Genomic DNA, 25,403 nt, shown 5'->3' on the forward strand with positions numbered 1-25,403 from the left:
CTACCACGTATCACCGACGCCATCGGCGCGGCGATCAGCAGGACCATCGGAATGTAGCCCGCCAAAGCACCACCATCGCGCTCTCCGTAACTCTCCTTATGCGGTGTGTCGCCTTCAGGACGAACCGCAGCAGATCCGCAAGCATTCCGTATGAGCCTCCGTTCCACCACCGCCGAACCGCCTTGCGACGCACGCGGGTCAGCACTGCTCGCAGCGCCGATCCGGCGCCGGCGGGCGCTGATCTTCGTCGTCATCGCCTTCACCTACGTGATCTCCTATTTCCACCGCGCCGCGCCCGTGGTGGTCGGTCCGGTCATCGCCGGCGAGCTCGGGCTCGATCCGGCGCAACTCGGCCTGATGGCGTCGATGTACTTCTGGGCCTATGCGGCCGCCGTGTTCCCGTCCGGCCTTTTGTCAGACGGCTGGGGCGCGCGCCGCACCATGGCCGTGTTCGTGTTGATCGCGGCGCTCGCCGGCCTCGCCTTCGCGTTCGGCTCCGACATCGGCACGCTGGCGGCGAGCCGCTTCGTGATCGGCCTCGGCGTCAGTGTTGTGTACGTCGCGGCCCTGCGCATCTTCTCCGATTGGTACGGTCCGGACGAGCTCGCCACCTATTCGGGCCTGCTGCTCGCCTTCGGCAATATCGGCGCGCTCCTGTCGACCGCGCCGCTCACCGCGGCGATCGGCGCGATCGGCTGGCGTGACGTGTTCACGATCGTCGCGGCGCTCACCGCGGTCGCCGCGGTCGTCTGCTGGTTCGTCGTCGTCGACACGCCGGCCGAGTACGCGCGGCGCGGCCGGCCCGCGCCGACGCCGTCGGCTCCCGCGGCCGGCGGCGGCTCGGCGCTCGCCGATCTGCGCCGCGCCATCGCCACCGTGTTCTCCAATCCGGGCGTCTATCTGATCGGCGTGCTGGTGTTCTCGTTCTACGGCACCTTCATGGGCGTCGGCTCGCTGTGGGCGGGTCCTTATCTGCACACCGTCTACGGTCTCTCCAAGCCGGAGGCCGGTCACATCCTCATGCTGTTCCCGCTCGGCATGACGATCGGCTGCCCGCTGGCCGGCTGGCTCTCCGACAAGGTGTTCGGCGCGCGCCGCCCGGTGCTGCTGTTCGGCGGCGTGCTGCATCTCCTCTCCTACGTGCCGCTGGTGCTCTTCACCGGCGACCTGAGCGGCTGGATGCTCGGCGCGCTGTTCTTCTGGTACGGCCTCTCGGGCGGCGCCTTCGTGGTCTGCTTCGCCGCCTCCAAGGAGCTGTTCGACCCGCGCTACGCCGGCGCCGCGGTCGGAGCCGTCACCATGTTCCTGCAGTGCGGCGGCGCCTTCTATCAGTACGTGATCGGCGTCGTGATCGCCCATCCGGATCTGGTCGGCGCCGGCGGCGATCCGGTCGCCCTCTACGGCCGCGCCTTCGCGGTCCCGATGGTCGGCCTCGCGCTCTGCCTCGTCGTCTTCTCCCGCTTCCACGAGCGGGGCGGCTTCGCCGCGGCGCGCGCCGCCTCCGCGTCTCCCCTCGCCACGCCCGTGCCGGGGCTCGTCCCCGTCCCGGTTCCACCCCGCAAATCCTGACGGACCGCGCCGAAGCGGCCGGTCCCCTTCATCCCGATCCTGATCCAAGACGGAGGACACAACATGAAGATCGTCAGCGTCGACGTGATGCAGATGCCGAGCGGCAACGCCGGCTCCTCGCGCGGAGACTGGTCGCCCGTGATCGTGCGGGTCAACACCGACGAAGGCATCAGCGGCTTCGGCGAGGTCGGCCTCGCCTACGGCAAGGGCTGGCGCGCCGGCTTCGGCATGGTGCAGGATTTCGCCGAGGTGATCATCGGCGAAGACCCGCTCAATATCGAGAAGATCTGGGAGACCATCTTCCGCAAGACCTTCTGGGGCATGGGCGGCGGCACCGTCGTCAACGCCGCGATCTCCGGCATCGACATCGCGCTGTGGGATCTGAAGGGCAAGGCCTTCAACATGCCGGTCTGGCAGTTGATGGGCGGCAAGACCAACGACGACCTGCGCACCTATGCGAGTCAGCTCCAGTTCAACTGGGGCACCAAGCTCGACAAGCAGGTGCTGATCACGCCGGAGGACTACGCCGAGGTGACGCGCGTCGCCATGGCGGACGGCTACGACAGCATCAAGGTCGACCCGATCATCTTCTCCGACCGGCCGGACGGCAAGGGGCCGTGGAAGATCACCGGGCCGCTGGAGAACCGCGTCATCCGCACCGTCTACGACCGGATGGCGGCGATGCGGGAGGCCGGCGGACCGGATCTCGACATCATCCTCGAGCATCACGCCAACACCGACACAATCTCGGCGATCCAGATCGGCCAGGCACTCGAGGATCTGCGGATCTTCTACTACGAGGAGCCCTGCCACCCGCTCAACTCGCGCTCGATGCTGGAGATCAAGAAGGCCGTGAAGATGCCGATCGCCGCCGGCGAGCGCATCTACACGCGCTGGGGCTACCGACCGTTCCTGGAGGACCGCTCGATCGACGTGATCCAGCCCGATCTGTGCCTGTGCGGCGGCCTCACCGAGGCGAAGAAGATCTGCGACATGGCCAACACCTACGACTGCGCCGTGCAGATCCACGTCTGCGGCAGCCCGATCTCCAAGGCGGCGGCGCTGCAGATCGAGGCCGTGATCCCGAACTTCATCATCCACGAGCACCATCAGCGGGCGCTCAATCCGGAGAGCCGGGCGACCTGCCTGTACGACTACCAGCCGGTGAACGGCAAGTACAAGGTGCCGGACCTGCCGGGCATCGGCCAGGAGCCGACCCCGGAGACGATCGAGAAGTGCATGAAGGTGACGGTGACGCGCTCCAAGAAGTACATGAGCTGATCAGACCGGCCCGGCGGCGTCGCCGGGCCGGACCCACGTCCGCCGGCGCCGCCCGTCCGGATCGTTCCGGACCGCGGCGGCGCCGCGCGGCGGCCCATACCCGAACATCAGAAGGGCTTCGTCATGTCGACTTCGGTCGCGATCGACCAGGCAGCCAGGCCGACGCATCAGCGCCACGTGCTGGCCGGCATCCTGCTGCTCGTCGTCTTCTTCTCCTACATCGACCGGGTGAACGTCTCGATCCTGGTCGTCGATCCGGAATTCCTCGACTATTTCGGCATCACCGGGCAGGCCGTTCAGAAGGGCCTGCTGATGACGCTGTTCCTGATCGCCTACGGGGTCGGCAACGTCGTGCTGGCGCCGATCGGCGACTTCCTCGGACCGCGCAAGGCGATGGCGCTGTCCGTGGTGATGTGGGGCATCTCCCTCGTCATCGGCGGCCTGGCGCCGACCTTCATGCTGATGCTGTTCTCGCGGGTCATCCTCGGCCTCGGCGAGGGCCTCCACTTCCCGATGCAGAGCAAGTACATCAAGGAGTGGTTCCGGCCCGACGAGCGCGGCAAGGCGAACGCCGTGTGGCAGACCGGCATGGCGATCGCGCCGGCCGTGGCGATGCCGCTGTTCACGGCGATCATCCATCTCACCGGCTGGCGGTCGAGCTTCTTCATCCTGGCGGCCGCCGGCCTCGTTCCGCTCGCAGCGATCTGGTTCTTCACGGCCGACAAGCCGCGCGACCACAAGCGCATCAACCAGCTCGAGATCGACCATATCGAGGCCGGCCTCGCGGTCGAGCGCGCCAAGGCGGCCGCCGTGCCGGCCGATGCGAACGACACGCTGTGGAGCAAGTTCAAGTCCTTCGCGAAGGACTATCAGTTCTGGCTCCTGGTCGTGTACTACGTGGTCCACACCTCGGTGATCTGGGGCTCGATGACCTGGGTGCCGAGCTATCTGAAGGAGGCGCGCGGCTTCTCCTGGGCCGCCATGGGGGCGCTCGCCGCGCTGCCGTGGATTCTCGGCGTCGTCACCAAGATCATCTCCGGCGTCCTGTGCGACATGATGGGGCGGCGCGCGCCCGTCATCCTGTTCGCCATGGTCGGCGTCGGCATCGGCATCTACTTCGCCGCCAACGCCTCGGACAACATGACGGCGGCGATCTTCCTCGCCTTCGGGGTCGGCTCGATCGGGCTCGGCGGTCCGGCGGCCTGGACGCTGATGCAGGACATCGTGCCGAGCCGCGGCATCTCGACGGCGGCCGGTATCATGAACGGGCTCGGCAACGGTTTCTCGTCGCTCGCCCCGGTGGCGATCGGCTTCCTGATCTCGGCGACGGGCTCGTATGCGGGCGGCCTGTACTATCTGGTCGGCTGCGCCGTGGTGGGCGGAATCGCGACCCTGATTCTGACCATCAAGGGACGTTGACGCGGCGACACTGTCCGCGGCGACATCGCCGTTCCCGGGGGGCCGGCGAAGCGAGCGCCGGTCTCCGGCGGCGACCGGCGGAAGGCACTCCGCCGCGCGGCCCGGGCCTCGGCCCGGGCCGTTTTCGTGTCGTCAAGAATGAACTACGGGTGGGGCCGCTGCGCACCCTTCGAAAATGTCACGACGATCTCGGTGCTCGGCCTCGTGCCCCGGACAAGGCGCGGCAGGCCGCAGGCCTGATGCGCCGCAGAGCCGGGGCCCAGGATCCGCACGACGGGCCGCACGGCAATACAACGTCGTCCGGAGCGCCTCGCTTGATCGCCCCTGGGTCCCGGTTCGCGGCGCGATGCGCCGCGCCCGGGACACGAGGCCTTGACCGAGGCAGCGCAGCGAACCGCGAGGCTACAGGGGAGGCGTCGCGCGCGCCGTTCAGGCGCCGAGCCGGAACAGCGGGCGCAGCTTGGTGCCGACATAGTTGCCGGGCAGGGCGGCGGCGATCCACAGCCAGCCGTGCAGGCTCCCCGAGGCGATGCCGGACACGTAGGCGCTGATGTTGCAGCCGGTCGCCATGATGGCGCCGAAGCCGAGCAGCAGGCCGCCGACGACCGCGGCGAGAAGATGCGGCAGCGGCACCCGCAGGGTCGGGGCGAAGCGGCCGGCGAGGCCGGCGGCGAGGAGCGCGCCGACGATCAGGCCGACATCCATCACGGTGGTGATGTCGGCGGCGAGCGGCCGCAGCAGCGCGTCGGCCCGGGTCGGCTCCTCCCAGAACGCCCAGAAGGTCGGATCGTCGAGGCCGAGGCGGTCGACGGCGTGCGCGCCCCACAGGGCGAAGGCCTGGGTGATGCCCCACGGCCGGCCGGCGATCAGCAGGGTGGCAAGCTCGAGCACGGCGATGGCGAGGGCCGCGGCGGCGAACGGCCAGGGGCCTTTGACCCACGACGCCGGACCGGTCGGGAGACGAAAGATCGGCTCGACGCGACCATGGCGGGCCCGCTCGGCGCGCGCCGCGCCCCACCAGACGAGGCCGAGGATCGTGAGCGTGCCGGCGAGCGCCGGCGCGAGGCCGAGCGTCTGCACGGCGCCGATCGGCGGCAGGCTCGGCAGCACGTGCCAGTGCTCCCACGTGACCGTCGCGACCGTGGCGCCGACGATGAAGGCGGCGAGCGTCACCAGCATGCGGGTCGAGCCGCCGCCCGCCGTGTAGAGCGTGCCGGAGGCGCAGCCGCCGCCGAGCTGCATGCCGACGCCGAACAGGAAGGCCCCGAGCGCCACCTCGAGCCCGGCCGGGAACACGAAGCCGCGCACCGGCTGGCCGAGGACGCCGCCGGCGGCGAGCAGCGGATAGAACAGCAGCACCGTGGCGCCGAGCAGCAGCATCTGGGCCCGCACATGGGCGCTGCGGCGCTCGGTGAAGAGCACCCGGAAGCCGTGCGTGAAGCCGAAGGCGGCGTGATAGAGCGCGACGCCGAACAGCGCGCCGACGATCCACAGCGCGGCGAAGCGCCAGCCCGAGACGCTCGCGAGCCAGGCGACGCCGAGCGCCAGGACGGTCGCGGCGATCGCCGTCACGACCGGCTGCCCCCGGCGTCCGACGGCGCCGATGTCGTCGGTCGCGCGGGGTGTCTCCGGCGCGGCGGTGGTGTCGAATGCGGTGTGGATCGAGGTGTCGGCGATCATGGTCATGCGGCCGAGTTGGAGCCGGCCGGCCGGGACCGTCAACGGGCCGGGAGAAATAACGAGATGCGTGTTCCGGGACGATGATTCGCGACAAGGCTGTTGTCGTCTCGCCGCCCGCCGGGAGAAGACGATTCCCCGGCGGTCCGGCCCGCGGCGGCTGCGGTGCGGCTCACTCGCGCGCTCATCCGTGTCGGCAGGTGCGCCTATCCGTGCGGATTGCCTCGCGAGTCCGGCCCGGGAAAAGTCGACCGCCCCGGCCGCCGAAGAGGCGGTTCAATGATCCAGGTCAAAGTGGAGTCCGCCCGGTTTTCCTAGACCGTCACCCGGGCGCTCCGTTCGTTTCGCGGGCGCGTGCGGCGTGATGCGCTACGGGCGGTCGATGAGAGGTTCTCACGGCCGCCCGTTTCACGTCCGGGGTCATTCGATCGTCGGCATTGATCGTGGGCATTGATCGTCGGCATCGATCGGCGCAGGGGCGCGTCAGGGGCGGCGCCGCGCAGGCGACCGGCCCGAAACGAAACCGCCCCCGGTGGGCCGTTGCCGACCCGGACCGAGGGCAGATCATCGTACACGCCGGCTGACCGGGTGTATGGACCTTCAGAATACACCCGAAGGCACTAGGGACCACTCGCAGAAACCCGGACCGTTATTGCTGCGGTGCGGCAGAAGTCATTCGAATCTCGCACTTTTTGCCAAAGTTCTCGGCTGTTGCAGCGCCCCGCCGGGCGCCTATCCTGAGGTCGCGTCCGGCGCCGTGCCGGACGGTGTTCTGTCTCGAGGATCCCCCATGGACGAGCCGATCTTCGACATCGCCCATCTCGGCCATGTCGAGCTCTTGACCGACAAGCCCGACGAGAGTCTCGACTTCTTCACCCGCGTGCTCGGCCTCTCCGAGAGCGGCCGCGAGGGCGAGAGCGTCTTCCTGCGCGCCTTCGACGACTACGAGTTCCACACCCTCAAGCTCACCGCGGCGCCGACCACCGGCATGCGTCACGTCGGCTACCGGGCCGCGAGCCCGCAGGCGCTGGCGCGCCGCGTCGCCGCCATCGAGGCGCTGGGCTGCGGCCTCGGCTGGAGCGACGGCGATCTCGGCCACGGCCCGGCCTACCGGTTCCACGATCCGGACGGCCACGTGTTCGAGATCTACTACGAGACGCGGCGCTACGTGCCGCCGCCCGAGGAGAAGCCGGCGCTGAAGAACCAGGCGCAGCGCGTGCCCAACCGGGTGATCGCACCGCGCCGGCTCGACCATCTCAATCTGCTCGCGACCGACGTCACCGCGATCCGCGACTTCGTGCCGAAGGCACTCGGCAGCCGCGTCACCGAGCAGATCGTGCTCGACGACGGCACGGTCGGCGGCTGCTGGTTCACGGTCAACAACAAGTCCTACGACGTCGCCTACACCCGCGACGCCACCGGCGCGCGCGGCCGCTTTCATCACGTCACCTACGCGGTGGACCAGCGCGAGCACATCCTCCAGGCCGCCGACGTGTTCCTGGAGAACGGCGTCCACATCGAGACGGGGCCGCACAAGCACGCCGTCCAGCAGACCTTCTTCCTCTATGTCTGGGAGCCGGCCGGCAACCGCGTCGAGCTCGCCAACGCGGGCGCGCGCCTGATCCTGGCGCCCGACTGGCAGACCGTCACCTGGACCCAAACCGAGCGCCTGAAGGGCCAGGCCTGGGGTCTCAAGACGATCGAGAGCTTCCACACGCACGGCACCCCGCCGGCGCGAGGGTCGCGAGGGCGGCGCGAGTCACCTCTCCCCGCGCGCGGGGAGAGGTGAAGAGGCGTCCGCGGCACGATGTCCGCAGGGCGTCGCGTCGCCCGGCGATCAGCGTCGCACCTGCTTCACGTCGCGGACCGCGCCGCGGGCGGCGCTGGTCGTGAAGGCGGCGTAGGCCTGGAGGGCGGCCGAGACCTTGCGGTCGCGCTTCGCCGGCTGCCACGCCTTGTCGCCCTTCGCCTCCATGGCGGCGCGGCGGCGGCCCATCTCCTCGTCGCTCACCGCGAGATGGATCTTGCGGTTCGGGATGTCGATCTCGATCGCGTCGCCGTCCTCGACCAGGCCGATGGCGCCGCCCTCGGCGGCCTCCGGCGAGACGTGGCCGATCGACAGGCCCGAGCTGCCGCCCGAGAAGCGGCCGTCCGTCACCAGCGCGCAGACCTTCCCGAGCCCCTTCGACTTCAGATAACTGGTCGGATACAGCATCTCCTGCATGCCGGGGCCGCCGCGCGGGCCCTCGTAGCGGACGATCACCACGTCGCCCGGCGTCACGGCGCCGCCGAGAATCCCTTCCACGGCCGCGTCCTGGCTCTCGAACACCTTCGCCTTGCCCGTGAAGGTGAGGATCGAGGCGTCGACGCCCGCCGTCTTCACGATGCAGCCGTCGAGCGCGATGTTGCCGAACAGCACCGCGAGGCCGCCGTCCTTGGAGAAGGCGTGCTCGGCGCTGCGGATCACGCCCGTCTGGCGGTCGAGATCGAGGGCGTCCCAGCGGCGCTCCTGGCTGAACGCGACCTGGGTCGGCACGCCGCCGGGCGCGGCGCGGAACAGCGTCTGCACGCTCTCGGACGTGGTGCGCGCGACGTCCCAGCGGTCGAGCGCCTCGGCGAGCGTCTTGGTATGCACGGTGCCGACCGAGGCGTCGATCAGGCCGGCGCGATCGAGCTCGCCGAGGATCGCCATCACGCCGCCGGCGCGATGCACGTCCTCGACATGCATGTCGGCGACCGAAGGCGCGACCTTGCACAGGCAGGGCACGCGGCGCGACAGCCGGTCGATGTCCTGCATGGTGAACGGCACCTCGCCCTCCTGGGCGGCGGCGAGCAGGTGCAGCACCGTGTTGGTCGAGCCGCCCATCGCGATGTCGAGCGCCATCGCGTTCTCGAACGCCTCGAAGGTCGCGACGTTGCGCGGCAGCACGGTGGCGTCGTCCTGCTCGTAGTAACGATGGCAGAGGTCGACGATCAGATGACCGGCCTCGACGAACAGGCGCTCGCGATCGGCATGGGTCGCGAGCAGCGTGCCGTTGCCGGGCAGCGACAGGCCGAGCGCCTCGGTGAGGCAGTTCATCGAGTTGGCCGTGAACATGCCCGAGCACGAGCCGCAGGTCGGGCAGGCAGAGCGCTCCACCACCTGAACGTCGGCGTCGCTCTGGCGGTCGTCGGCCGCCATGATCATCGCATCGATCAGATCCACGGCCTTGGTCTTGCCGCCGAGCACGACCTTGCCGGCCTCCATGGGCCCGCCGGACACGAAGACCGCCGGGATGTTCAGTCGCAGCGCCGCCATCAGCATGCCGGGCGTGATCTTGTCGCAGTTGGAGATGCACACCATGGCATCGGCGCAGTGCGCGTTGACCATGTACTCGACGCTGTCGGCGATCAGCTCGCGCGACGGCAGGCTGTAGAGCATGCCGTCGTGGCCCATGGCGATGCCGTCGTCGACCGCGATCGTGTCGAACTCCTTCGCCACGCCGCCGGCCTTCTCGATCTCGCGGGCGACGAGCTGGCCGAGGTCCTTCAGGTGGACGTGGCCCGGCACGAACTGGGTGAAGGAGTTCACCACCGCGATGATCGGCTTGCCGAAGTCGGCGTCCTTCATGCCGGTCGCCCGCCACAGGCCGCGGGCGCCTGCCATGTTGCGGCCGTGCGTGGTCGTGCGGGAGCGGTACTGCGGCATGTCGAACCTCGCGCGGTCTGGTGATTTTTTAGGGCCGGCCGGCTGCCGGCGGTGCGGATTGGAGGCGTTCTAGCGCGTCGGCCGGCGGGTGGAAACCAGCTTGCCGCGCGGCGCCGATGTCGCAGCAGCGTCTACCAGAGCCCCGGGACGAGGCGCCAGCGGACCTCGCCCTGATAGGCCGTGTAGCCGGGCAGGTGGTCGGCGAGGAACCGCTCCTCCGCGACGATGCGGGCCATCACCGAGGGCACCATGGCGGCCGCCGGCACGAAGGCCCACCAGGAGGCGAGCGCCAGCGGGCCGAACAGGAAGAGAAAGAGCGCGCTGGCATACATCGGGTGGCGCACCACCGCGTAGGGGCCGGTCGTCACCACGGTCTGGCCCGCGCTCACCTGCACGGTGCCGAACGTCCAGGTGTTCTCGCGGAACACCAGGAAGCACAGCGCATAGCCGGCGACGATGCCGAGATTGCCGATCCACACCAGCGCGGTCGGCATGGTCGACCAGCCGAACCGCCAGTCGAGCCCCGGGACGACCATCAGCCCGATGCCGATCACCGAGGCGATCGCCTGGATGAGCTTCTGGGTCGGCTGGCGCTCGGCGGCGGCGCCGACCTCGAGCCGCCGCTCGAGGAGCGCCGGGTCGGCGTAGAGCAGCCAGAGCGCGATCACGCCGGCCGAGCCGAGCGAGGAGACGAGGAACAGCCAACCCGGCCAGTAGCCGAGCGAGCCCGCCGGCACCATCACCAGCAGGGTCATCATGAGGGACAGGCGCAGAAAGCCGAAGGCGGTGCGGCGGGCGAGGTCGGTCATGCGGGCCGCACCATACGACGGGCCAGGGGGAGGGGGGAACCTCGGGTGATCACCTGGGGCAGCCATCTGTGGCTTCCGGGCGGGTGGTCCGGGGGCGCATCGTGGAGCATTTCGCGGGCGCGGCGCCCGGAACCTCTCCCCGCGCGCGGGGAGAGGTGAAAGGCGCTGCCCCCTACTTCCCCTCCAGGGTGAACACCGGCTCCCAGTCCGGGCCGGGGGGATCCTTCACCAGCGCCTCGGCCCGCCTGGCGAACAGGGCGGCGGGCGGGTCGACGGCGGCGATCCTGCCGAACGCCGCGGCGGCGGCCGAAAAATCGCGGGCCCGGAAGAGGGCGAGGCCGGCCGCGTAGGCGGCGGCGCAGTCGGCCTGCGCCGGGGTGACGTGCCCGGCCTCGGCGATCGGCTCGAAGATCTTCACCGGCTGCACCCGGCCCTTCACCCGGATGGCGTCGAGCTCGCGCCAGGCGAAGGCGTCGCCGGTGCGCCCGACCGTCGTCTCCGACGCCATGATCGACGTGCCGAAATACTTGTTGGCGCCTTCGAGCCGCGAGGCGAGGTTCACGGCGTCGCTCATCACCGTGTAGTTGAAGCGCCGGCGCGAGCCGATATTGCCGACCAGCGCCTCGCCGGAGTTGAGGCCGATGCGGTGCGCCAGATGGTGCCCCTGGAAGATGGCCGTCTCGTTCAGCGCCGCGAGCCGCTCGCGGCAGCGCAGCGCCGCCATGACGGCGTTGCGGGCGTGGTCGGGATCGTTCGCCGGGGCGCCGAACACGGCGACGATCGAGTCGCCGATATACTTGTCGACGTAGCCGCCGCAGCCCTCGACGATGTCGGTCATCTCCGACAGGTAGGCGTTCATCCAGGCGACCAGCGCGGCCGGCGTCATCGTCTCGGCGATCGACGAGAAGCCGGCGATGTCGGAGAAGAACACCGTGACGTCGCGCATCTCGCCGCCGAGCGCCGGCGGCTCGTCGGCCTCCAGCATGCGGTCGATCACCCGGGGCGACAGGTAGAGCGCGAAGCTCTTGCGCAAAAACCGCTCCTCGCGGTCGGCGGCGACCAGGCGCCAGCCGATCGTCCCGGCCGTGGCGGCGAGCGCGGCGAGCGCCGGGCCGACCAGCGGCAGCGCGAGGCCGTGCTGGAGCGCGACCGTGCCGGTCGCGGTGAGGGCCGCGATCAGGCCGAGCGTCACGAGCGTGGCGACGCCGGGGCCGACCAGCAGCGCACCGGTCGCGGCGAGACCCGCCATCGCCAGCGCGATCGCGGCGATGCCGAGCCGGCCGGGCTCGCGCAGCACGTCGCCGCGCAGCAGGTCGTTGACGGCGGTTGCATGGATGTAGACGCCGGAGATCGAGCGGCGCGTCGGCCCGTCGTCGTCCGCCGCGGTCCGGTCGGCCGCGGGGGCGGGCAGGGCGCAGCGCGGGGCGCGCGCGCCCTCCAAGCCGGTGGCGAAGCGCTTCGAGGTGAGCTTGCGGTCCTCGATGTCGAGCAGGGTGCCGAACAGCACCGCCTTGCCGGCGAAGGTCTTGCGGAAGAACTCGGCGTCGCCCTTGTCGGCGCAGGCGCGCAGATCGGCGAACGAGAAGGTCGGCACGTCGTCGGCGCCGCCGTCGAAGGCGAGCGTCTGGGTGCGTTCCACGGCGCTGGGGATGCGGTAGTCGCCGAGCCGGGTGGTGCCGTCCGCCTCCAGCACGGGCGCGACGCCGCGGGCGCGCGCGGCGAGCTCCAGCGCCATGGAGGGAAGCGGCTTGCCGCCGACCGTGAACCACAGCGGGAGCCGGCGGACGACGTCGTCGGCGTCCGCGTGGGTGTTGAGCGCCCGGATGTTCTTCTGCTGGCCGACCGCGATGCGCTGGCCCGCCGCCGGCCGCACCGGCCGCTCGCCGTGCAGCACCTCGCCGAGCACGACCTTGTCGTTGCGGGCGGCGAGCGCGAGCGCGCGCAAAAAATCGCGGTCGAAGCCGCGCAGGCGGCTGCCCAGCGGCTCCTCGCCGAGCGGGATCTCCGACTGCTCGATCGAGGCCGGGAAGACGATGTCGAAGCCGACCACGGCGGCGCCGCCGTCCACGACGGCGGTGAGCACCTTGCCGATCTCGCGCGTCCAGGTCAGCGTCGGCGACCCGGCCAGCGGCGCCGTGCGAAAGGTCTCCTCGTCGATGGCGACGACGACGGCCGGCGCGCTCGCCGGATCGTGGCGCGGCCCGAAGGCATGCCAGCGCAGCGCCGTCAGGAGGTCGAGCGAGATGCCCGACACCCGGTCGAGCGCCGGCAGCGCGAAGACCAGCCCGCACACGAGCGCGATCAGGGCGACGGCGAACAGATCCCGCTTGCGCCAGCGTTTCATGACCAGGCTACGCGCTCGTCATCGCGAGCAGATCCCAACAAGGCGCGACGGCCACCACCGTGGTCGTGGCTCACCCCCCTCCCCACCCCTCCCCCACAAGGGGGGAGGGAGCAGGCTGCGGCGAGCCGCGAGAATGACGACGAGGGCAAGGCGGCAGGACCAGCTGGGACGAGGTGGCGGCTCTAGCGTTCCCTCCCCCCTTGTGGGGGAGGGACAGGGAGGGGGGTGGCCCCGGGCACGGCATCATCGGTTCAGGCATGACCGCGCACGGCGTGGCGGCCGCTCACTCGAACCGCACCAGCCGGCCGACCGCCGGGGTGGCGCCCGGCTTGGCGTCGGCCGAGACCTTGAAGGCGACCTTGCGGGGGCCGAGCGTCGCGACGTAGCTGCCGCCCGCGGCGAGCGACTTGTCGGACCGCGCCATGTCGTAGAAGCGGCCGCGCAGGAGCATCTTCTGGGTCACCGCGATGGTCTGCTTCTCGCCGGCCTTGTCGAGCCGCTCCAGCGTGAGCGTCGCAGGCGCCTTCAGCTCGAACACGGGCGAGCGGCCGAACAGCACGAGGGCGCGCGGCGGCTCGCCGCCGGCGCCGGTCGTCTTGTTCGGTCCCGTATTGTTCGGCCCCATGCCGCGGAACACCGTGGCGGCGCTCTCGGTCGCCTGCCGCTCGCTGAGCTGGGCGGTGGCGTCGCATTCGACCTTGATGCTGTCGATCTGACCGAGATGCACCTTGCTCTGCTCGGCGCCGACCACCACGGTGCCGCCCGTGATGGTCTCGCGCAGGCAGGATTTCAGATAGCCGAGGACGATGGTGTCCTTCGGGCCGAGCTTGATGACCCGGCCGGCCTCCACGTAGTCCATGAATTCGAGGCCGCCGGCCTTGCCCCGGACCTCCTCGACCACGGCCACCGGCACGCCCTTGCCGGTCCCGCTCTGCGCGGCCGCCGGGCCGGCGAGGCCGACCGCCGACACCAGCGCAGCGCCGATCAGCGCGGCCCCGACCACCGCAGCCGTGCGAAACAGTCCGGTCGCGGCGCCGCCCGGAGCGTGAAGGAAACTCGTCTCGACCCGTATCATCGCGGCCCTCGCCAAGCAGGCCCGTCCCGGGCGGGACTATACCGGTCGCGACCGGGAAGGAAAACCCGTTCCACGACGGGAACCCTCGCCGCCGCGTCGGCGGCCGGTTCCATCGACGAGCCAAGGGTAAGCCGGTTCCGTGATACGGTCTTGATCTGGATCAGTCCGGTCCGCAGACGTTTTCGTGATCATGTCGGCCCGAAGCCATGGGTGGCGTGCCATGTTCGAATCCGCCGATCTCTCCCATCACGTTCCGAAAGCCGTCTTCAAGCGCGAGGAGACCAAGCTGCGCGAGGCGCTGCTCGACGCCCAGTTCGACCTCGCCGCACAGCGCCGCTTCGCCGTCCTGATCCTGATCGCCGGGGTCGAGGGGGCCGGCAAGGGCGAGACCGTCAATCTCCTGAACGAGTGGATGGACCCGCGCCATATCGGGGTGCGCGCCTTCTTCCAGCCGACCGACGAGGAGCGCGAGCGCCCCGACGCCTGGCGGTTCTGGCGGGCGCTGCCGCCGAAGGGACGGATCGGGGTGTTCTTCGGCGCCTGGCACACGATGCCGATGGTCCGCCGCGCGCTGGGCGAGACGACCGAGGCCGAGTTCGCCCAGGCGATCGGCGACATCCGCCGGCTGGAGACGATGCTGTGCGACGAAGGCGTGCTGCTGCTCAAGTACTGGTTCCACATGTCCAAGAAGCAGCAGAAGCAGCGGCTGAAGGCGCTGGAGAAGAACGAGGCGACGCGCTGGCGCGTCACCGAGCACGAATGGACGTTCCACGAGATGTACGACGCGTTCGTCGGCGTGAGCGAGCCGTTCCTGCGCGAGACCTCGACGGGCGAGGCGCCGTGGATCGTCATCCCGGGCGCCGACCCGCGCTTCCGCGCCCTCACTTTCGGGCGTCATCTGGTCGCCGCCTTGCGCGAGCGCCTCGACGAGAAGCCGGCCAAGCAGGTCCCCGACAAGACGCCGCCGCTGCTCGCCCCGGCCGACAAGGTGACGGTGCTGAGCGCGCTCGACCTCGATCAGCCGCTCGACCGCGACGACTACGACAAGGAGCTGGAGACGCTGCAGGGTCGGCTCAACGCGCTGGTGCGCGATCCGCGTTTCAAGGAGATGGCGGTCGTCGCGGTGTTCGAGGGCAACGACTCGGCCGGCAAGGGCGGCGCCATCCGCCGCGTCACCGGGGCGCTCGACGCACGCTCCTACCAGACCGTCTCGATTGCGGCGCCGAGCGAGGAGGAGCGGGCGCAGCCCTATCTGTGGCGCTTCTGGCGGCACCTGCCGGGCCGCGGCCAGGTGGCGATCTTCGATCGCTCGTGGTACGGCCGCGTGCTGGTCGAGCGGGTCGAGGGCTTTTGCGCGGAGGCCGACTGGATGCGCGCCTACGGCGAGATCAACGACTTTGAGGAGGCGATGGTGCGCCATCGCGTCGTCGTCGTGAAGTTCTGGCTGGCGATCAGCAAGGCCGAGCAGCTCAAGCGCTTCAAGCAGCGCGAGAAGGTGGCGTTCAAGCGGTTCAAGATCACGCCGGAGGACTGGCGCAACCGGGAGAAATGGGACCGCTACGAGACGGCGATCTGCGACATGGTCGACCGCACCTCGACGGCGCTGGCGCCCTGGACTCTCGTCGAAGCCAACAACAAGCTGTTCGCGCGCATCAAGGTGCTGAGGACCTTCTGCGAGGCGATCGAGGCGGCGATGGAGACGATCGGCAAGAAGCGGAAGAAGAAGGGGTAGGGGATGTTGTTTGATTACGGGCGGGGGTGGGGGCTCTTTCGGTCGCAGTCCCGGTGCCGAGACTCCGTGAGTGTCGACCCGATCAGTCATCGAGGCCGTCGTGACGTCTGAGACCCCTCCCGCCCATCATCAGCAAAGACCCGTCGCGCTCGCCCTGCAGGGGGGCGGGGCGCACGGGGCTTATGCGTGGGGCGTCGTCGACGCCATGCTGGAGGACGGGCGGCTCGCGATCGAGGCGATCAGCGCGACCAGCGCCGGCGCCATGAACGCGGTGCTGCTCGCCGACGGCCTGGTCGCCGGCGGCCCCGAGCGGGCGCGCGAGAAGCTCGAACGCTTCTGGCAGGCGGTGTCCCGCATGGAGGCGATGTTCGGGCTCGCCTGGTCGGCCGTCGATCGGCTGGCGCAGGCCTTCGGGCTGCCGCCCGAATACATGCCCTCGCACGCCGCCGTGCACGCGCTCACCCACAGCCTGCCGCCCGACCTGATCAACCCGTTCCGCTTCAACCCGCTGCGCAAGCTGCTGCTCGAGCATGTCGACTTCGACCGCGTCAACGACGCGGCCGCGATCCGTCTCTATCTCGACGCCACCAATGTGCGCACCGGCAAGATCGCCGTGTTCGAGACGCCGCGCATCACGGTCGAGACCGTGCTGGCCTCGTGCTGCCTGCCGCCCTACTTCCAGGCGGTCGAGATCGACGGCGAGTATTTTTGGGACGGCGGCTTCCTCGGCAACCCGGCGATCTATCCGCTGGTCTATCGCGACGGCTGTCGCGACGTGATCGTCGTCCAGGTCGGCGCGCGCGAGCGGCCCGAGCTGCCGCGCAGCGCCGCCGACGTGCTGCACCGGATGAACGAGATCAGCTTCAACTCCTCGCTGATGCGCGAGATGCGGGCGATCGCCTTCGTCACCAAGCTGATCGACGCCCACGAGCTCGACGGCGAGAAGCACCACCGCATGTACATGCACTGGATCGGCGACGACTCGGTGATGGCGACGCTCGGCGGCGTTACCCAGTTCCATCCCGACTGGGGGCTGCTCACGCGGCTGCGCGACGAGGGCCGCGCCGCCGCCAAGGCGTGGCTCGCGACCAACATCGACGCGGTCGGCCGGCGCTCGACCCTCGACGTGGCGGGGCTGTTCTTGTGAGAGGGTGCCCCGCCCGTGTCCCGGGCGTGGCGCGAAGCGCCGCGAACCGGGACCCATGGCGACGCCGCAAGGGGTTGCCGTGCCGCCCCTGGGCCCCGGCTCTGCGGCACCCCGGGCCTGCGGCCCGACGCGCCTTGTCCGGGGCACGGAGCAGGGCGCGCGGCGCGGCCGCCTGATGATCCTCGGACCGGCCGAGGTTGAATCTCCGTCCCGCGCATGACATCTGAAGCCCTCGCGCCGGTCGTCTCCGCGCCGGCGCCGAAGGGAGAGCGATGCCCGATCCGAAGCTCGATCCGACCGGTGAGGCGACGCGCGCGGTGACGCGCGACACGTCGTCCGATCTGCCGTTCTGGAAGCGCAAGGCGCTCGTCGAGATGACCGCGGCCGAGTGGGAGAGCCTGTGCGACGGCTGCGGGCGCTGCTGCCTCAACAAGCTCGAGGACGAGGACACGGGCGAGATCTTCCACACCGACGTCGGCTGCCGGCTGCTCGACGGGCACACCTGCCGCTGCCGCGACTACCCGAACCGGCACGCCCAGGTGCACAACTGCGACCGCCTCACGCCGACCAACGTGCCGCGGCTGAAATGGCTGCCGAAGACCTGCGGCTATCGCCTCGTCGCCGAGGGGCGCGACCTCTACTGGTGGCATCCGCTGGTGTCGGGCGACCCCGACAGCGTGCACGCCGCCGGCGTCTCGGTGCGGGGGCGCGTCGGGCTGTTCGAGGACGCGATGAACGGCGAGGACCTCGAGGACCGCATCGTCTCCTGGCCGGAGCGCATCCCGCCGCGCGCCAAGCGCCAGCCGACGGCGCGCTGACCGGCGGCGCGACGCGGCGGCGGTGGTCGCCCCGCTCAGCCGACCGCCGGCGGCCGCGTCGTCGCCGCGTCCTGGCGGGCCAGCAGGCGGGCGAGCTTCCTGGCCTCCATGGGCCGGGCGAAGACGAAGCCCTGCACGCTGTCGAAGCCGAGCGCCTTGACGGCGGCCAGATCCGCCTCGCTCTCCACGCCCTCGGCGACGATCGGCACCCGCACCCGGCCGGCGTGCTCGACCAGCGCCGCGCAGACGGCGTGCTTGGCCGGGTCGGTCGCGCAGCCCCGCACCGTGCCGCCGTCCACCTTCAGCTCGACGAACGGGAAGTGCGGCAGCCCCGCGAGCGGCGTCCAGTCCGGGCCAGCGTCGTCGATCGACACGCCGACATTGCAGAAGCGCAGCTCGCGGGCGATCGCTGTCGCCGCGTCGAGATCGTCGAGGATCGCGCTGCAGTCGACCTCGACGGTCAGCCCGCGAAACGCCGGATGGTCGGGCAGCCGTCGCCACAGGCTGCGGACGAAATCGGGCTCGCGAAGCACCGGCAGCGGCACGTTGATGGCGAGCCCGATCGGCGTGCCGCGCGCCGCGAAGCCGCGCCAGTCCGCGATCGCGCGATCGACGACGAGGTCGGAGACGGCCCGCCACGGCAGGTCGGCGCCGCTCGGCAGGAAGCGCGCCGGCTCGATGATGCCCCACACCGGATGGCGCAGCCGCAAGAGCGCCTCGGCGCGCCGGATCGCACCGGTCGAAAGGTCGACCTGCGGCTGGTACCAGGGCTCCAGCCAGCCGGCGGCGAGCGCCTCCTCGATGTCGACCGGGGCCTGCAGGGTGGCGCGGCGCGGCACGAGATGCGCGACCCGCGACACGAGATCGGCGGGGCGGAACGGCGTGCCGAGCGGCTTCAGCACGGTGAGGCCGAGGGCCTCGGCCAGCTCCTCGGCCGCGGCGAGCGCAGGCGCAGCCGGCGGCCCGAGCAGCAACACGCTCGCCTCGGGGCTCGCTACGGCGAGGCGCCGCAGCCGTTCGGCCGTCGCCGGGCCGTCGGGCAGCGGCAGCACCACGAGGTCGAGCGGCGACGTCGCGGCGGCCGCCGCGAAGCCCTCGTCGTCGGCGCAAGGGCGCACCACGAAGCCGAGCTCGGCGAGCGCCTCGCCGAGGTACGCGCGCAGATGCACCCGGCCGGTCAGCACGCAGGCCTGTGGCGTGATCCGGCGCCGGCCGAAGCGGGGGAACGCGATGGGGGTGCTCATCAGTCCGGATCCTGTCGGTCCGAGCCCGTGCCGGAACGCTCTCGGTCATCGAACGCCCTTGCGTTCGAACGCCTCGGTTCACGAACGCCTTGGTTCACGAACGCGCCGGCGGGCCGAATCCCACCGGTGACCAAGGTATGTCGGTCGGCGATGTTGAGAGAACCTTGGCGCGCTTCATTCGATCCGCGCGATAATCCGCCTGCGACTTTAAGTCGAATCCTCTGCAACTCTGCCGGAGCGGCCGCACAGGGGCAGCCGCGGCCGCGAAACCCGCCGCGGTCGGGGGCCGATTTCTGCGTAACTCCATTCGGCTATACGAAACGGATCGGATCGCCCGCCCCGTTCTTGTCGCGATCTGTCGCAACACGAGATCTATTCGCTTTATGCACCCTCGGATTGTTTTGCAGCTTTACGATGTGACAGAAATATTTGTGGCTCCGAAAATGATTGTCGGCGAGACGACGTTGCTATTCTCAGTGCGCGAAAACTGCCACACGGCGCGGCTTTACCGGGTGAGTCGGTGCAACGACCCTCACCGAACGGCCGCCCGCGGCTTCATGTCTCCCGACCACCCAGCGAAGTGCTCCTCGACATCATCATAGGGCGAAGAGCAGAGCCGTCCGAAGCCCATAGCTGGGTCGAAATAACGTGTGGGTTGGCAATCATACAATTTCAGGTAGCGTTGCGGCGTGTCATGGAGGAGATGACGATGATCGACGCCTATACGCGATCTGTGCTGACCGTGATCGCCGCTGCGCTTGTCGGGATCGCGGTTCAGCACGCCGTCGGAAATGTCTGGGCGCAATCGGACAGGCTGCAACGCGTTGTCGTCTGCAGCGCGCACGACACGAGGGAGTGCCTTTCTTTGGTGCCCATCGGATACCCAAGCGGCAGCGACCGCTACGGCATCCCGACTTTCGAGCAGCGAAGGTAAGGACATTGATCCTCAGTTCGGAAAATAGTCCTTGACAGCGTGACGCTGCTTCGGTAGCAATCGGGCACGGTCGAGAATTGCGTCGCGGCGCCGGTCACCGACAGGGGGGTCCGGCGTCCGGCTGGGGTGGCCGGTCGCCGGCACCCGTCGGACCGCAGGCGAGAGCGGCTGCTTCAGGCGGCGCAGAACGCCGCGTCAGGCGGCGAAGACCGCCGCGTCAGGCGGCGAAGAACCAGAGATAGACCACCGCCATCGCGATGGCAGCGCCGGCCACGCCGACGCCGAGCACGTATCGGACATTGTGCCCGACGGTGCCCTGGCGCGCCTGGGGCGCCGAGCGGGTGATCGGGGTCTCGTCGGTCGGTCGCGCCATGATGTCCGTCGGTTCTCTGGTGGCCGTGGCGGCGTCGTCCGCCGTCGCCGGACCAACGCGATACCGCGCCGGCCGTTCCCCGACGGCCCGTCCACATCGGCCCGTCCACATCGGAACCACCGCCATGCTGAACCGCATCCTGCGTCGCCGGCGCGAGGCCGCGCGCCCGGCCGCGCCGGCGCCCGCTTCCGCGCCCGCGACCGAGCAGAAGACCTCGCGCGTCGCCCGGCTGATCCGGCTCGAGCCGGGCGGCCCGGCGCGGTGGACGCCGCGCGACTACGCGGCGCTCGCCCGCGAGGGGTTTTCCACCAACGCGATCGTGCATCGCGCCGTGAAGCTGGTCGCCGAGAACGTCGGGGCGCTCACCTTCCTCGCCTACGAAGGCGAGGCGCTGCACGAGCGCCATCCGCTGATCGATCTGCTGGCGCGGCCCAATCCGCGCCAGGACGGGGCGACGCTGATCGAGGCGCTCACCGCGCATCTCCTGATCAGCGGCAACGGCTATCTGGAGCTGGTGACGCTGGACGGCGCACCGCGCGAGCTCTTCGCGCTGCGCCCCGATCGGATGCGCGTCGTGCCGGGACCGGACGGCTGGGCGCAGGCCTACGACTACACGGTGGCGGGCCGCACGGTGCGCTTCGAGCAGGCCGGCGAGCCGCCGCCGATCCTGCATCTCGTGCTGTTCAATCCGCTCGACGATCACTACGGCCTCGGCGCCCTGGAGGCGGCGGCCGTGGCGGTCGACACCCACAACGCCGCGGCGCGCTGGAACAAGGCGCTGCTCGACAACGCGGCGCGGCCCTCCGGCGCGCTCGTCTACGCGGCGCCCGACGGCGGCATTCTCGGCGACGACCAGTACGAGCGGCTCAAGCGCGAGCTGGAGACGACCTATCAGGGCGCCGGCAACGCCGGCCGGCCGCTGCTGCTGGAAGGTGGGCTCGACTGGAAGGCGATGGCGCTGACGCCCAAGGACATGGATTTTCTGGAGGCCAAGAACAGCGCCGCGCGAGAGATCGCGCTCGCCTTCGGAGTGCCGCCGATGCTGCTCGGCATCCCGGGCGACAACACCTATGCGAACTATCAGGAGGCGAACCGCGCCTTCTGGCGCCACACCGTGCTGCCGCTCGGCGCCCGCATCGGCAGCGCGCTCGCGCATTGGCTCGGTCCGGCCTTCGGTCCGGCCGCCGGGGCGGCGGAGGGCGGCGCGCTGCGGCTCGAGATCGACACCGACCGCATCGACGCGCTCGCCGCCGACCGCGCCGCGCTGTGGGAGCGGGTCGGCGCGGCGGCCTTCCTCACCGTCAACGAGAAGCGCGCCATGCTTGGCTTCGGCCCGATCGCGGGCGGCGACGCGATGTGATCAGGTTCCCGCGCTCATGCCCGAACGTGGCCACGAGTTCCGACTGCCCCCTCTCCCCGGCGGGGAGAGGTGAAACGAGGACGCCGCGGATTCCTTTCGCGCCCCGAACGACGACGCCCAGGATCCCCATGACCGACCTCGTCGACATCTTCTCGCAGAAGGGCGATCTCGCCCATCTCGCGCTGTTCCTGTGGGCGTCGTCGTCGAGCGTGCTCGCCGTCTACGCGTTGCGCGAGCTCGCGGCGACGTCGCGGCGCTTCGACGACTTCGTCCAGTCACTCGCGCACTTCAACGACATTCTCCGGAGACGATCCTGACGAGGAGGCGATCCTGATGGACACGCTGCACGCGGTGCTGCGCAGCCTGCGCGGCGAGACCAAGGCGCGGCCCGACCATGTCGCGGTGTTCCGCGAGTTCTTCGTTCACCTCGACCGGCTCGGCCGGCGCGAGCTGCGCGACGCGCCGAAGCGTCTGCGCACACGCCGCCGGCGGGTCGCGAAGTGACTCACGCCGCGACGTGACCGGCGTCGCGATCCGACTCACGGCGCCGGCTGGATGCCGCCGACCGTGACGTCGAGATCGGTGACGAGGCCGTTGGCGAGCGAATAGACCCAGCCGTGCACCCACAGCGGCTGGCCGCGCGCCCACGCCTCCTGGACGAAGATGTCGGAGGCGACGTTCTTCACCTGGCGGATGACGTTCAGCTCGCACAGCCGGTCGAAGCGCGCCTTCTCGTCGGGAATCGCCATCAGCTCGTCGAGATGGTCGTTCCACACCTCGCGGATCGGATGCAGCCAGTGGTCGACGAGGCCGCGCCGCATGCCGTCCACGGCCGCCTTGACGCCGCCGCAGCCGTAATGACCGACCACCATGATGTGCTTCACCTTCAGCACGTCGACGGCGAATTGCAGCACCGAGAGGTAGTTCGCGTCCTGCGGCGGCGCCAGGTTGGCGACGTTGCGGTGGACGAACAATTCGCCCGGATCGAGATCGACGATCTCGTTGGCCGGCACCCGGCTGTCCGAGCAGCCGATCCACAGATACTCGGGCGCCTGCTGCCGCTCGAGCCGCCGGAAGAAGTTCGGATCGTGCTCGACCATGCGCTTCGCCCAGGCGGCGTTGTTGGCCTTCAGATTGTTCAGCATCGCGGGACGCCTCACTCGCACGCGGGGCCGCATCGCGGACCGACGCCGCCCGAACGAGTCCGGTTGTAGCCCCATCGCGCCCCGCCCGGAAGGGCCGGGCCGCCCGTCTTTCGTCGAGGCGCTGCCGCGCTCCGCGCCCCCGCGCGCCCCGCGCTCCGCTTCCGCCGCCGCAGCATCCGTTCCGTGTCCGTCCGTGCCGGGGATCGCCCAATGCATGCGCCTCAGGATCTGGTCCGCCCGCTCGCCACCGTCGAGCCCGACGGCACCGTGGAGGGCTACGCCTCGCTGTTCGGCGAGATCGACCAGGCGCGCGACATGGTGATGCCGGGCGCCTTCGCGCAGACGCTGCGCACCCGCGGCCTGCGCCGCATCCCGATGCTGTTCCAGCACGACCCGGCCGAGCCGATCGGCATCTGGCTGGATCTCACGGAAGATGTCCGTGGCCTGAAGGCGCGCGGCAAGCTGATCCCGGACGTGGCGCGCGCCCGCGAGGTCCTGGCGCTGGTGCGCGAGGGCGTGGTCGACGGGCTCTCCATCGGATTCCGCACCGTCAAGGGCCGCATCGATCCCGCGACCCGCATCAGGAAGCTCGACGTGATCGACCTGTGGGAGATCTCGATCGTCACGTTCCCGCTGCTCTCCGGCGCCCGCGTGCGCGCCGTGAAGATCCGCGCGCCGCTCTGCCGCGGACGTCCGGCGCATCCGCGGACCTGGCATCCGTCGCGCCGTTGATCACCGAAAGCCCCGTCCAGCCATCAGGAGCCATCATGGACATCGATCTCGACCGCGTGCCGTCGAACCGCCTGCCCGTCATCTCGCCGGAGACCAAGGCGGGCCCCGATCCGCGCACCGAGACGCGCCTCGACGCGCAGCCCACCATGGACGACTTCATGCGCACCTTCGAGGCCTACAAGGCGACGAACGACGCCCGGCTCGGCCAGATCGAGCGGCGCGGCGCCGCCGACCCGCTCACCGAGGAGCGCCTCGCCCGCATCGACGCGACCCTGATCGAGCAGCAGCGCCGCGTCGACGCGCTGGCGCTCAAGGGCGCCCGCCCGGCGCTCGGCCGCGACGGCCGCGATGCCTTCGACAGCCCGGCGGAGCGCGAGCACAAGGCGGCGTTCGACGCCTATGTCCGCAAGGGCGACGCCACCGGCCTGCTGGCGATCGAGCGCAAGGCGCTGTCGGTCGGCTCGGCGCCGGACGGCGGCTATCTGGTGCCGCCCGAGGTGGAGCGCGAGATCGGCCGCCGGCTCGTCGACGTGTCGCCGATCCGGTCGATCGCCGGCGCCCGCACGGTCTCGGCCAGCGTCTACAAGAAGCCGTTCATGACGAGCGGCCCGACAGTCGGCTGGATCGGCGAGACCGACAGCCGGCCGCAGACCGCGGCGCCGGCGCTCGCCGAGCTCGCCTTCCCGACCATGGAGCTCTACGCCATGCCGGCGGCGACCGCGACGCTGCTCGACGACGCGATGGTCGACATCGACGCCTGGCTCGCAGCCGAGGTCGACCAGGCCTTCGCCGAGCAGGAGGGGGCCGCCTTCGTGGCGGGCGACGGCGTCAACAAGCCGAAGGGCTTCCTCGCCTACCCGACGGTCGCCAACGGCTCGTGGAGCTGGGGGAACATCGGCTATGTGGCGAGCGGCGCGGCCGGCGCCTTCCCGGCCGCGAATCCGGCCGACATTCTCATCGATGTCGGCTACGCGTTGCGCGTCGCCTATCGCCGCAACGCCGTGTTCGTGATGAACCGCAAGACCGAGTCGGTGGTGCGCAAGTTCAAGGACACGACCGGCCAGCATCTGTGGGCGCCCGGCCTCGCCGCCGGCCAGCCGGCGACGCTGCTCGGCTATCCGGTGGTGATCGACGACGCCATGCCGGACATCGCCGCCAATTCGCTGTCGATCGCCTTCGGCGACTTCCGCCGCGGCTATCTGGTGGTCGATCGGGCCGGCGTGCGGGTGCTGCGCGATCCCTACAGCGCCAAGCCCTACGTCCTGTTCTACACGACCAAGCGGGTGGGCGGCGGCGTCCAGGACTTCGACGCCATCAAGCTCCTGAAGTTCGCCGCGAGCTGATCACGAGCCGATCGGCGTTCGCCGCGGAAGATCGGTCCGGAGTCCTCGACGGGGCGCCGGACCGGGGGTTCACATCACTGCTGCACGACCTTCTCGGTGCAGCTCAGCGATCCCCAGAAGCTGCGGGCGCAGATCCGCTCGGTGTTGTAGGCCGTGCGCCCCGGCATCACCTCGCGCTCCGGCACGGTCGCGCCTTTGGCGGCCGCGTCGGCCTGGGCGGCGACGCCGCCCTGCGGCGGGACCGGGTTGGGTCCGGGGGTCTGGGTCGCCTTGGCGATCGCGGCGGCGACATCCTGCAGCGGACCGCTGACGGGCGCACCGGCCGGCGGCGGAGGCGAGGGCGGCGCCGCCGCGCTCTGGCCCTGCGCCGGAGCGGCCGGCTGGCCCTGCGGCGGCGTGGCGGGCGCGGGCGCCGGAGTGGCGGGAGCGGGAGCCTGCGCCTGCGTCTGCGCGGGCGGCTGGCTCGGCGCCGGGGCAGGGGCTGGGTTCGCGGTCGGAGCCTGGGCTGCCGACTGCTGTGCCGGTGCCGGCGTCGGAGCTGGAGCCGGCGCCTGTGCAGCCTGCTGGCTCGGCGCCGGAGCGGGCGTGGCGGCCGGCGCCGACGGCGTTGCCGGCGTGCTCGCCTGCTGCGGGGCCTTGTCGTCGTCGCTGAACGGCGTCAGCCGGCCGGACAGCACGAGCACGAGCACGCCGAGCACGGCGGCGAGCGCAAT

General features: G+C 70.6%; 21 protein-coding genes and 1 pseudogene. 13 read left to right on the forward strand and 9 right to left on the reverse strand.

What is annotated here, in order from left to right; all coding sequences use genetic code 11:
• The first annotated feature begins 150 nt into the window (after positions 1 to 150).
• The 3 genes from ABTU92_RS18490 (at position 151) to ABTU92_RS18500 (ending at position 4,269) form a co-directional block, all read left to right on the forward strand.
• The gene (locus tag ABTU92_RS18490) at positions 151 to 1,569 is read left to right on the forward strand and encodes an MFS transporter (protein ID WP_408093110.1); all 1,419 of its coding nucleotides are present in this window, start codon (positions 151 to 153) and stop codon (positions 1,567 to 1,569) included.
• A gap of 63 nt (positions 1,570 to 1,632) precedes the next feature.
• Complete coding sequence (locus ABTU92_RS18495; protein WP_408093111.1) at positions 1,633 to 2,850, forward strand: mandelate racemase/muconate lactonizing enzyme family protein; 1,218 nt, start codon at positions 1,633 to 1,635, stop codon at positions 2,848 to 2,850.
• A 123-nt stretch (positions 2,851 to 2,973) separates the two neighbouring features.
• Positions 2,974 to 4,269: an MFS transporter gene (locus ABTU92_RS18500; protein ID WP_408093112.1), complete on the forward strand. Its 1,296-nt coding sequence runs from the start codon at positions 2,974 to 2,976 to the stop codon at positions 4,267 to 4,269.
• 429 nt (positions 4,270 to 4,698) lie between these two features.
• Here the strand turns inward: ABTU92_RS18500 and ABTU92_RS18505 are convergent, their stop codons facing one another.
• On the reverse strand, positions 4,699 to 5,955 hold the full coding sequence (locus tag ABTU92_RS18505; RefSeq protein WP_408093113.1) for a YeeE/YedE family protein: 1,257 nt from the start codon (positions 5,953 to 5,955) through the stop codon (positions 4,699 to 4,701).
• A 781-nt stretch (positions 5,956 to 6,736) separates the two neighbouring features.
• On the opposite strand from ABTU92_RS18505, the gene ABTU92_RS18510 reads away from it, so the two are divergent.
• Entirely contained in the window at positions 6,737 to 7,735 is a 999-nt protein-coding gene (locus tag ABTU92_RS18510) for a VOC family protein (RefSeq protein ID WP_408093114.1), read from the forward strand.
• Positions 7,736 to 7,783: 48 nt separating this feature from the next.
• On the opposite strand, the gene ilvD is transcribed toward ABTU92_RS18510, so the two are convergent.
• From ilvD to ABTU92_RS18530, 4 genes are all read right to left on the reverse strand, one after another.
• Positions 7,784 to 9,634: a dihydroxy-acid dehydratase gene (ilvD, locus tag ABTU92_RS18515; RefSeq protein WP_408093115.1), complete on the reverse strand. Its 1,851-nt coding sequence runs from the start codon at positions 9,632 to 9,634 to the stop codon at positions 7,784 to 7,786.
• A gap of 131 nt (positions 9,635 to 9,765) precedes the next feature.
• The gene (locus ABTU92_RS18520) at positions 9,766 to 10,443 is read right to left on the reverse strand and encodes a methyltransferase family protein (RefSeq protein ID WP_408093116.1); all 678 of its coding nucleotides are present in this window, start codon (positions 10,441 to 10,443) and stop codon (positions 9,766 to 9,768) included.
• Positions 10,444 to 10,615: 172 nt separating this feature from the next.
• Entirely contained in the window at positions 10,616 to 12,787 is a 2,172-nt protein-coding gene (locus ABTU92_RS18525) for a CHASE2 domain-containing protein (RefSeq protein WP_408093117.1), read from the reverse strand.
• Positions 12,788 to 13,070: 283 nt separating this feature from the next.
• A complete protein-coding gene (locus ABTU92_RS18530; RefSeq protein ID WP_408093118.1) occupies positions 13,071 to 13,862 on the reverse strand; it encodes a hypothetical protein in 792 nt (263 codons plus the stop codon).
• Positions 13,863 to 14,082: 220 nt separating this feature from the next.
• Between ABTU92_RS18530 and pap the strand changes: the two genes are divergently transcribed.
• From pap to ABTU92_RS18545, 3 genes are all read left to right on the forward strand, one after another.
• The gene (gene pap / locus ABTU92_RS18535; protein ID WP_408093119.1) at positions 14,083 to 15,594 is read left to right on the forward strand and encodes a polyphosphate:AMP phosphotransferase; all 1,512 of its coding nucleotides are present in this window, start codon (positions 14,083 to 14,085) and stop codon (positions 15,592 to 15,594) included.
• Between the two features lie 100 nt (positions 15,595 to 15,694).
• Positions 15,695 to 16,741: a patatin-like phospholipase family protein gene (locus tag ABTU92_RS18540; protein ID WP_408093120.1), complete on the forward strand. Its 1,047-nt coding sequence runs from the start codon at positions 15,695 to 15,697 to the stop codon at positions 16,739 to 16,741.
• 272 nt (positions 16,742 to 17,013) lie between these two features.
• The gene (locus tag ABTU92_RS18545) at positions 17,014 to 17,559 is read left to right on the forward strand and encodes a YcgN family cysteine cluster protein (protein ID WP_408093121.1); all 546 of its coding nucleotides are present in this window, start codon (positions 17,014 to 17,016) and stop codon (positions 17,557 to 17,559) included.
• Positions 17,560 to 17,594: 35 nt separating this feature from the next.
• Here ABTU92_RS18545 and ABTU92_RS18550 read toward each other — a convergent pair whose 3' ends face one another.
• Positions 17,595 to 18,803 (reverse strand): EAL domain-containing protein, encoded by a 1,209-nt coding sequence (locus ABTU92_RS18550; protein WP_408093122.1) that lies wholly within the window; start codon positions 18,801 to 18,803, stop codon positions 17,595 to 17,597.
• A gap of 709 nt (positions 18,804 to 19,512) precedes the next feature.
• Here ABTU92_RS18550 and ABTU92_RS18555 point away from each other — a divergent pair.
• On the forward strand, positions 19,513 to 19,737 hold the full coding sequence (locus ABTU92_RS18555; RefSeq protein ID WP_408093123.1) for a hypothetical protein: 225 nt from the start codon (positions 19,513 to 19,515) through the stop codon (positions 19,735 to 19,737).
• A 217-nt stretch (positions 19,738 to 19,954) separates the two neighbouring features.
• Here the strand turns inward: ABTU92_RS18555 and ABTU92_RS18560 are convergent, their stop codons facing one another.
• Complete coding sequence (locus ABTU92_RS18560; RefSeq protein ID WP_408093124.1) at positions 19,955 to 20,110, reverse strand: hypothetical protein; 156 nt, start codon at positions 20,108 to 20,110, stop codon at positions 19,955 to 19,957.
• 124 nt (positions 20,111 to 20,234) lie between these two features.
• On the opposite strand from ABTU92_RS18560, the gene ABTU92_RS18565 reads away from it, so the two are divergent.
• The 3 genes from ABTU92_RS18565 to ABTU92_RS18575 all read left to right on the forward strand — a co-directional run bounded on the left by ABTU92_RS18565 (position 20,235) and on the right by ABTU92_RS18575 (position 21,974).
• Entirely contained in the window at positions 20,235 to 21,470 is a 1,236-nt protein-coding gene (locus ABTU92_RS18565; protein ID WP_408093125.1) for a phage portal protein, read from the forward strand.
• A gap of 128 nt (positions 21,471 to 21,598) precedes the next feature.
• On the forward strand, positions 21,599 to 21,787 hold the full coding sequence (locus ABTU92_RS18570; protein WP_408093126.1) for a hypothetical protein: 189 nt from the start codon (positions 21,599 to 21,601) through the stop codon (positions 21,785 to 21,787).
• A 16-nt stretch (positions 21,788 to 21,803) separates the two neighbouring features.
• Complete coding sequence (locus ABTU92_RS18575) at positions 21,804 to 21,974, forward strand: hypothetical protein (RefSeq protein ID WP_408093127.1); 171 nt, start codon at positions 21,804 to 21,806, stop codon at positions 21,972 to 21,974.
• Positions 21,975 to 22,009: 35 nt separating this feature from the next.
• Here the strand turns inward: ABTU92_RS18575 and ABTU92_RS18580 are convergent, their stop codons facing one another.
• Positions 22,010 to 22,615, reverse strand: coding sequence for a carbonic anhydrase (locus ABTU92_RS18580; protein ID WP_408093128.1), 606 nt, complete (start codon positions 22,613 to 22,615; stop codon positions 22,010 to 22,012).
• Between the two features lie 210 nt (positions 22,616 to 22,825).
• Between ABTU92_RS18580 and ABTU92_RS18585 the strand changes: the two genes are divergently transcribed.
• Together ABTU92_RS18585 and ABTU92_RS18590 are read left to right on the forward strand one after the other, a co-directional pair.
• Entirely contained in the window at positions 22,826 to 23,347 is a 522-nt protein-coding gene (locus tag ABTU92_RS18585) for an HK97 family phage prohead protease (RefSeq protein ID WP_408093129.1), read from the forward strand.
• 35 nt (positions 23,348 to 23,382) lie between these two features.
• A complete protein-coding gene (locus ABTU92_RS18590; RefSeq protein WP_408093130.1) occupies positions 23,383 to 24,690 on the forward strand; it encodes a phage major capsid protein in 1,308 nt (435 codons plus the stop codon).
• A gap of 74 nt (positions 24,691 to 24,764) precedes the next feature.
• Here ABTU92_RS18590 and ABTU92_RS18595 read toward each other — a convergent pair.
• A pseudogene (locus ABTU92_RS18595) lies at positions 24,765 to 25,403 on the reverse strand (hypothetical protein); the annotation flags it as partial.

Origin of the sequence: Rhodoplanes sp. SY1 (assembly GCF_046000175.1) — a bacterium.
Taxonomy (GTDB): domain Bacteria; phylum Pseudomonadota; class Alphaproteobacteria; order Rhizobiales; family Xanthobacteraceae; genus Rhodoplanes.

Excerpts from the sequence above, each read along its gene's own strand:
- ABTU92_RS18490 (WP_408093110.1), top strand. The coding sequence starts at position 151 with ATGAGCCTCCGTTCCACCACCGCCGAACCGCCTTGCGACGCACGCGGG.
- ABTU92_RS18495 (WP_408093111.1), top strand. The coding sequence starts at position 1,633 with ATGAAGATCGTCAGCGTCGACGTGATGCAGATGCCGAGCGGCAACGCC.
- ABTU92_RS18500 (WP_408093112.1), top strand. The coding sequence starts at position 2,974 with ATGTCGACTTCGGTCGCGATCGACCAGGCAGCCAGGCCGACGCATCAG.
- ABTU92_RS18505 (WP_408093113.1), bottom strand. The coding sequence starts at position 5,955 with ATGACCATGATCGCCGACACCTCGATCCACACCGCATTCGACACCACC.
- ABTU92_RS18510 (WP_408093114.1), top strand. The coding sequence starts at position 6,737 with ATGGACGAGCCGATCTTCGACATCGCCCATCTCGGCCATGTCGAGCTC.
- ilvD (WP_408093115.1), bottom strand. The coding sequence starts at position 9,634 with ATGCCGCAGTACCGCTCCCGCACGACCACGCACGGCCGCAACATGGCA.
- ABTU92_RS18520 (WP_408093116.1), bottom strand. The coding sequence starts at position 10,443 with ATGACCGACCTCGCCCGCCGCACCGCCTTCGGCTTTCTGCGCCTGTCC.
- ABTU92_RS18525 (WP_408093117.1), bottom strand. The coding sequence starts at position 12,787 with ATGAAACGCTGGCGCAAGCGGGATCTGTTCGCCGTCGCCCTGATCGCG.
- ABTU92_RS18530 (WP_408093118.1), bottom strand. The coding sequence starts at position 13,862 with ATGATACGGGTCGAGACGAGTTTCCTTCACGCTCCGGGCGGCGCCGCG.
- pap (WP_408093119.1), top strand. The coding sequence starts at position 14,083 with ATGTTCGAATCCGCCGATCTCTCCCATCACGTTCCGAAAGCCGTCTTC.
- ABTU92_RS18545 (WP_408093121.1), top strand. The coding sequence starts at position 17,014 with ATGCCCGATCCGAAGCTCGATCCGACCGGTGAGGCGACGCGCGCGGTG.
- ABTU92_RS18550 (WP_408093122.1), bottom strand. The coding sequence starts at position 18,803 with ATGAGCACCCCCATCGCGTTCCCCCGCTTCGGCCGGCGCCGGATCACG.
- ABTU92_RS18555 (WP_408093123.1), top strand. The coding sequence starts at position 19,513 with ATGATCGACGCCTATACGCGATCTGTGCTGACCGTGATCGCCGCTGCG.
- ABTU92_RS18560 (WP_408093124.1), bottom strand. The coding sequence starts at position 20,110 with ATGGCGCGACCGACCGACGAGACCCCGATCACCCGCTCGGCGCCCCAG.
- ABTU92_RS18565 (WP_408093125.1), top strand. The coding sequence starts at position 20,235 with ATGCTGAACCGCATCCTGCGTCGCCGGCGCGAGGCCGCGCGCCCGGCC.
- ABTU92_RS18570 (WP_408093126.1), top strand. The coding sequence starts at position 21,599 with ATGACCGACCTCGTCGACATCTTCTCGCAGAAGGGCGATCTCGCCCAT.
- ABTU92_RS18575 (WP_408093127.1), top strand. The coding sequence starts at position 21,804 with ATGGACACGCTGCACGCGGTGCTGCGCAGCCTGCGCGGCGAGACCAAG.
- ABTU92_RS18580 (WP_408093128.1), bottom strand. The coding sequence starts at position 22,615 with ATGCTGAACAATCTGAAGGCCAACAACGCCGCCTGGGCGAAGCGCATG.
- ABTU92_RS18585 (WP_408093129.1), top strand. The coding sequence starts at position 22,826 with ATGCATGCGCCTCAGGATCTGGTCCGCCCGCTCGCCACCGTCGAGCCC.
- ABTU92_RS18590 (WP_408093130.1), top strand. The coding sequence starts at position 23,383 with ATGGACATCGATCTCGACCGCGTGCCGTCGAACCGCCTGCCCGTCATC.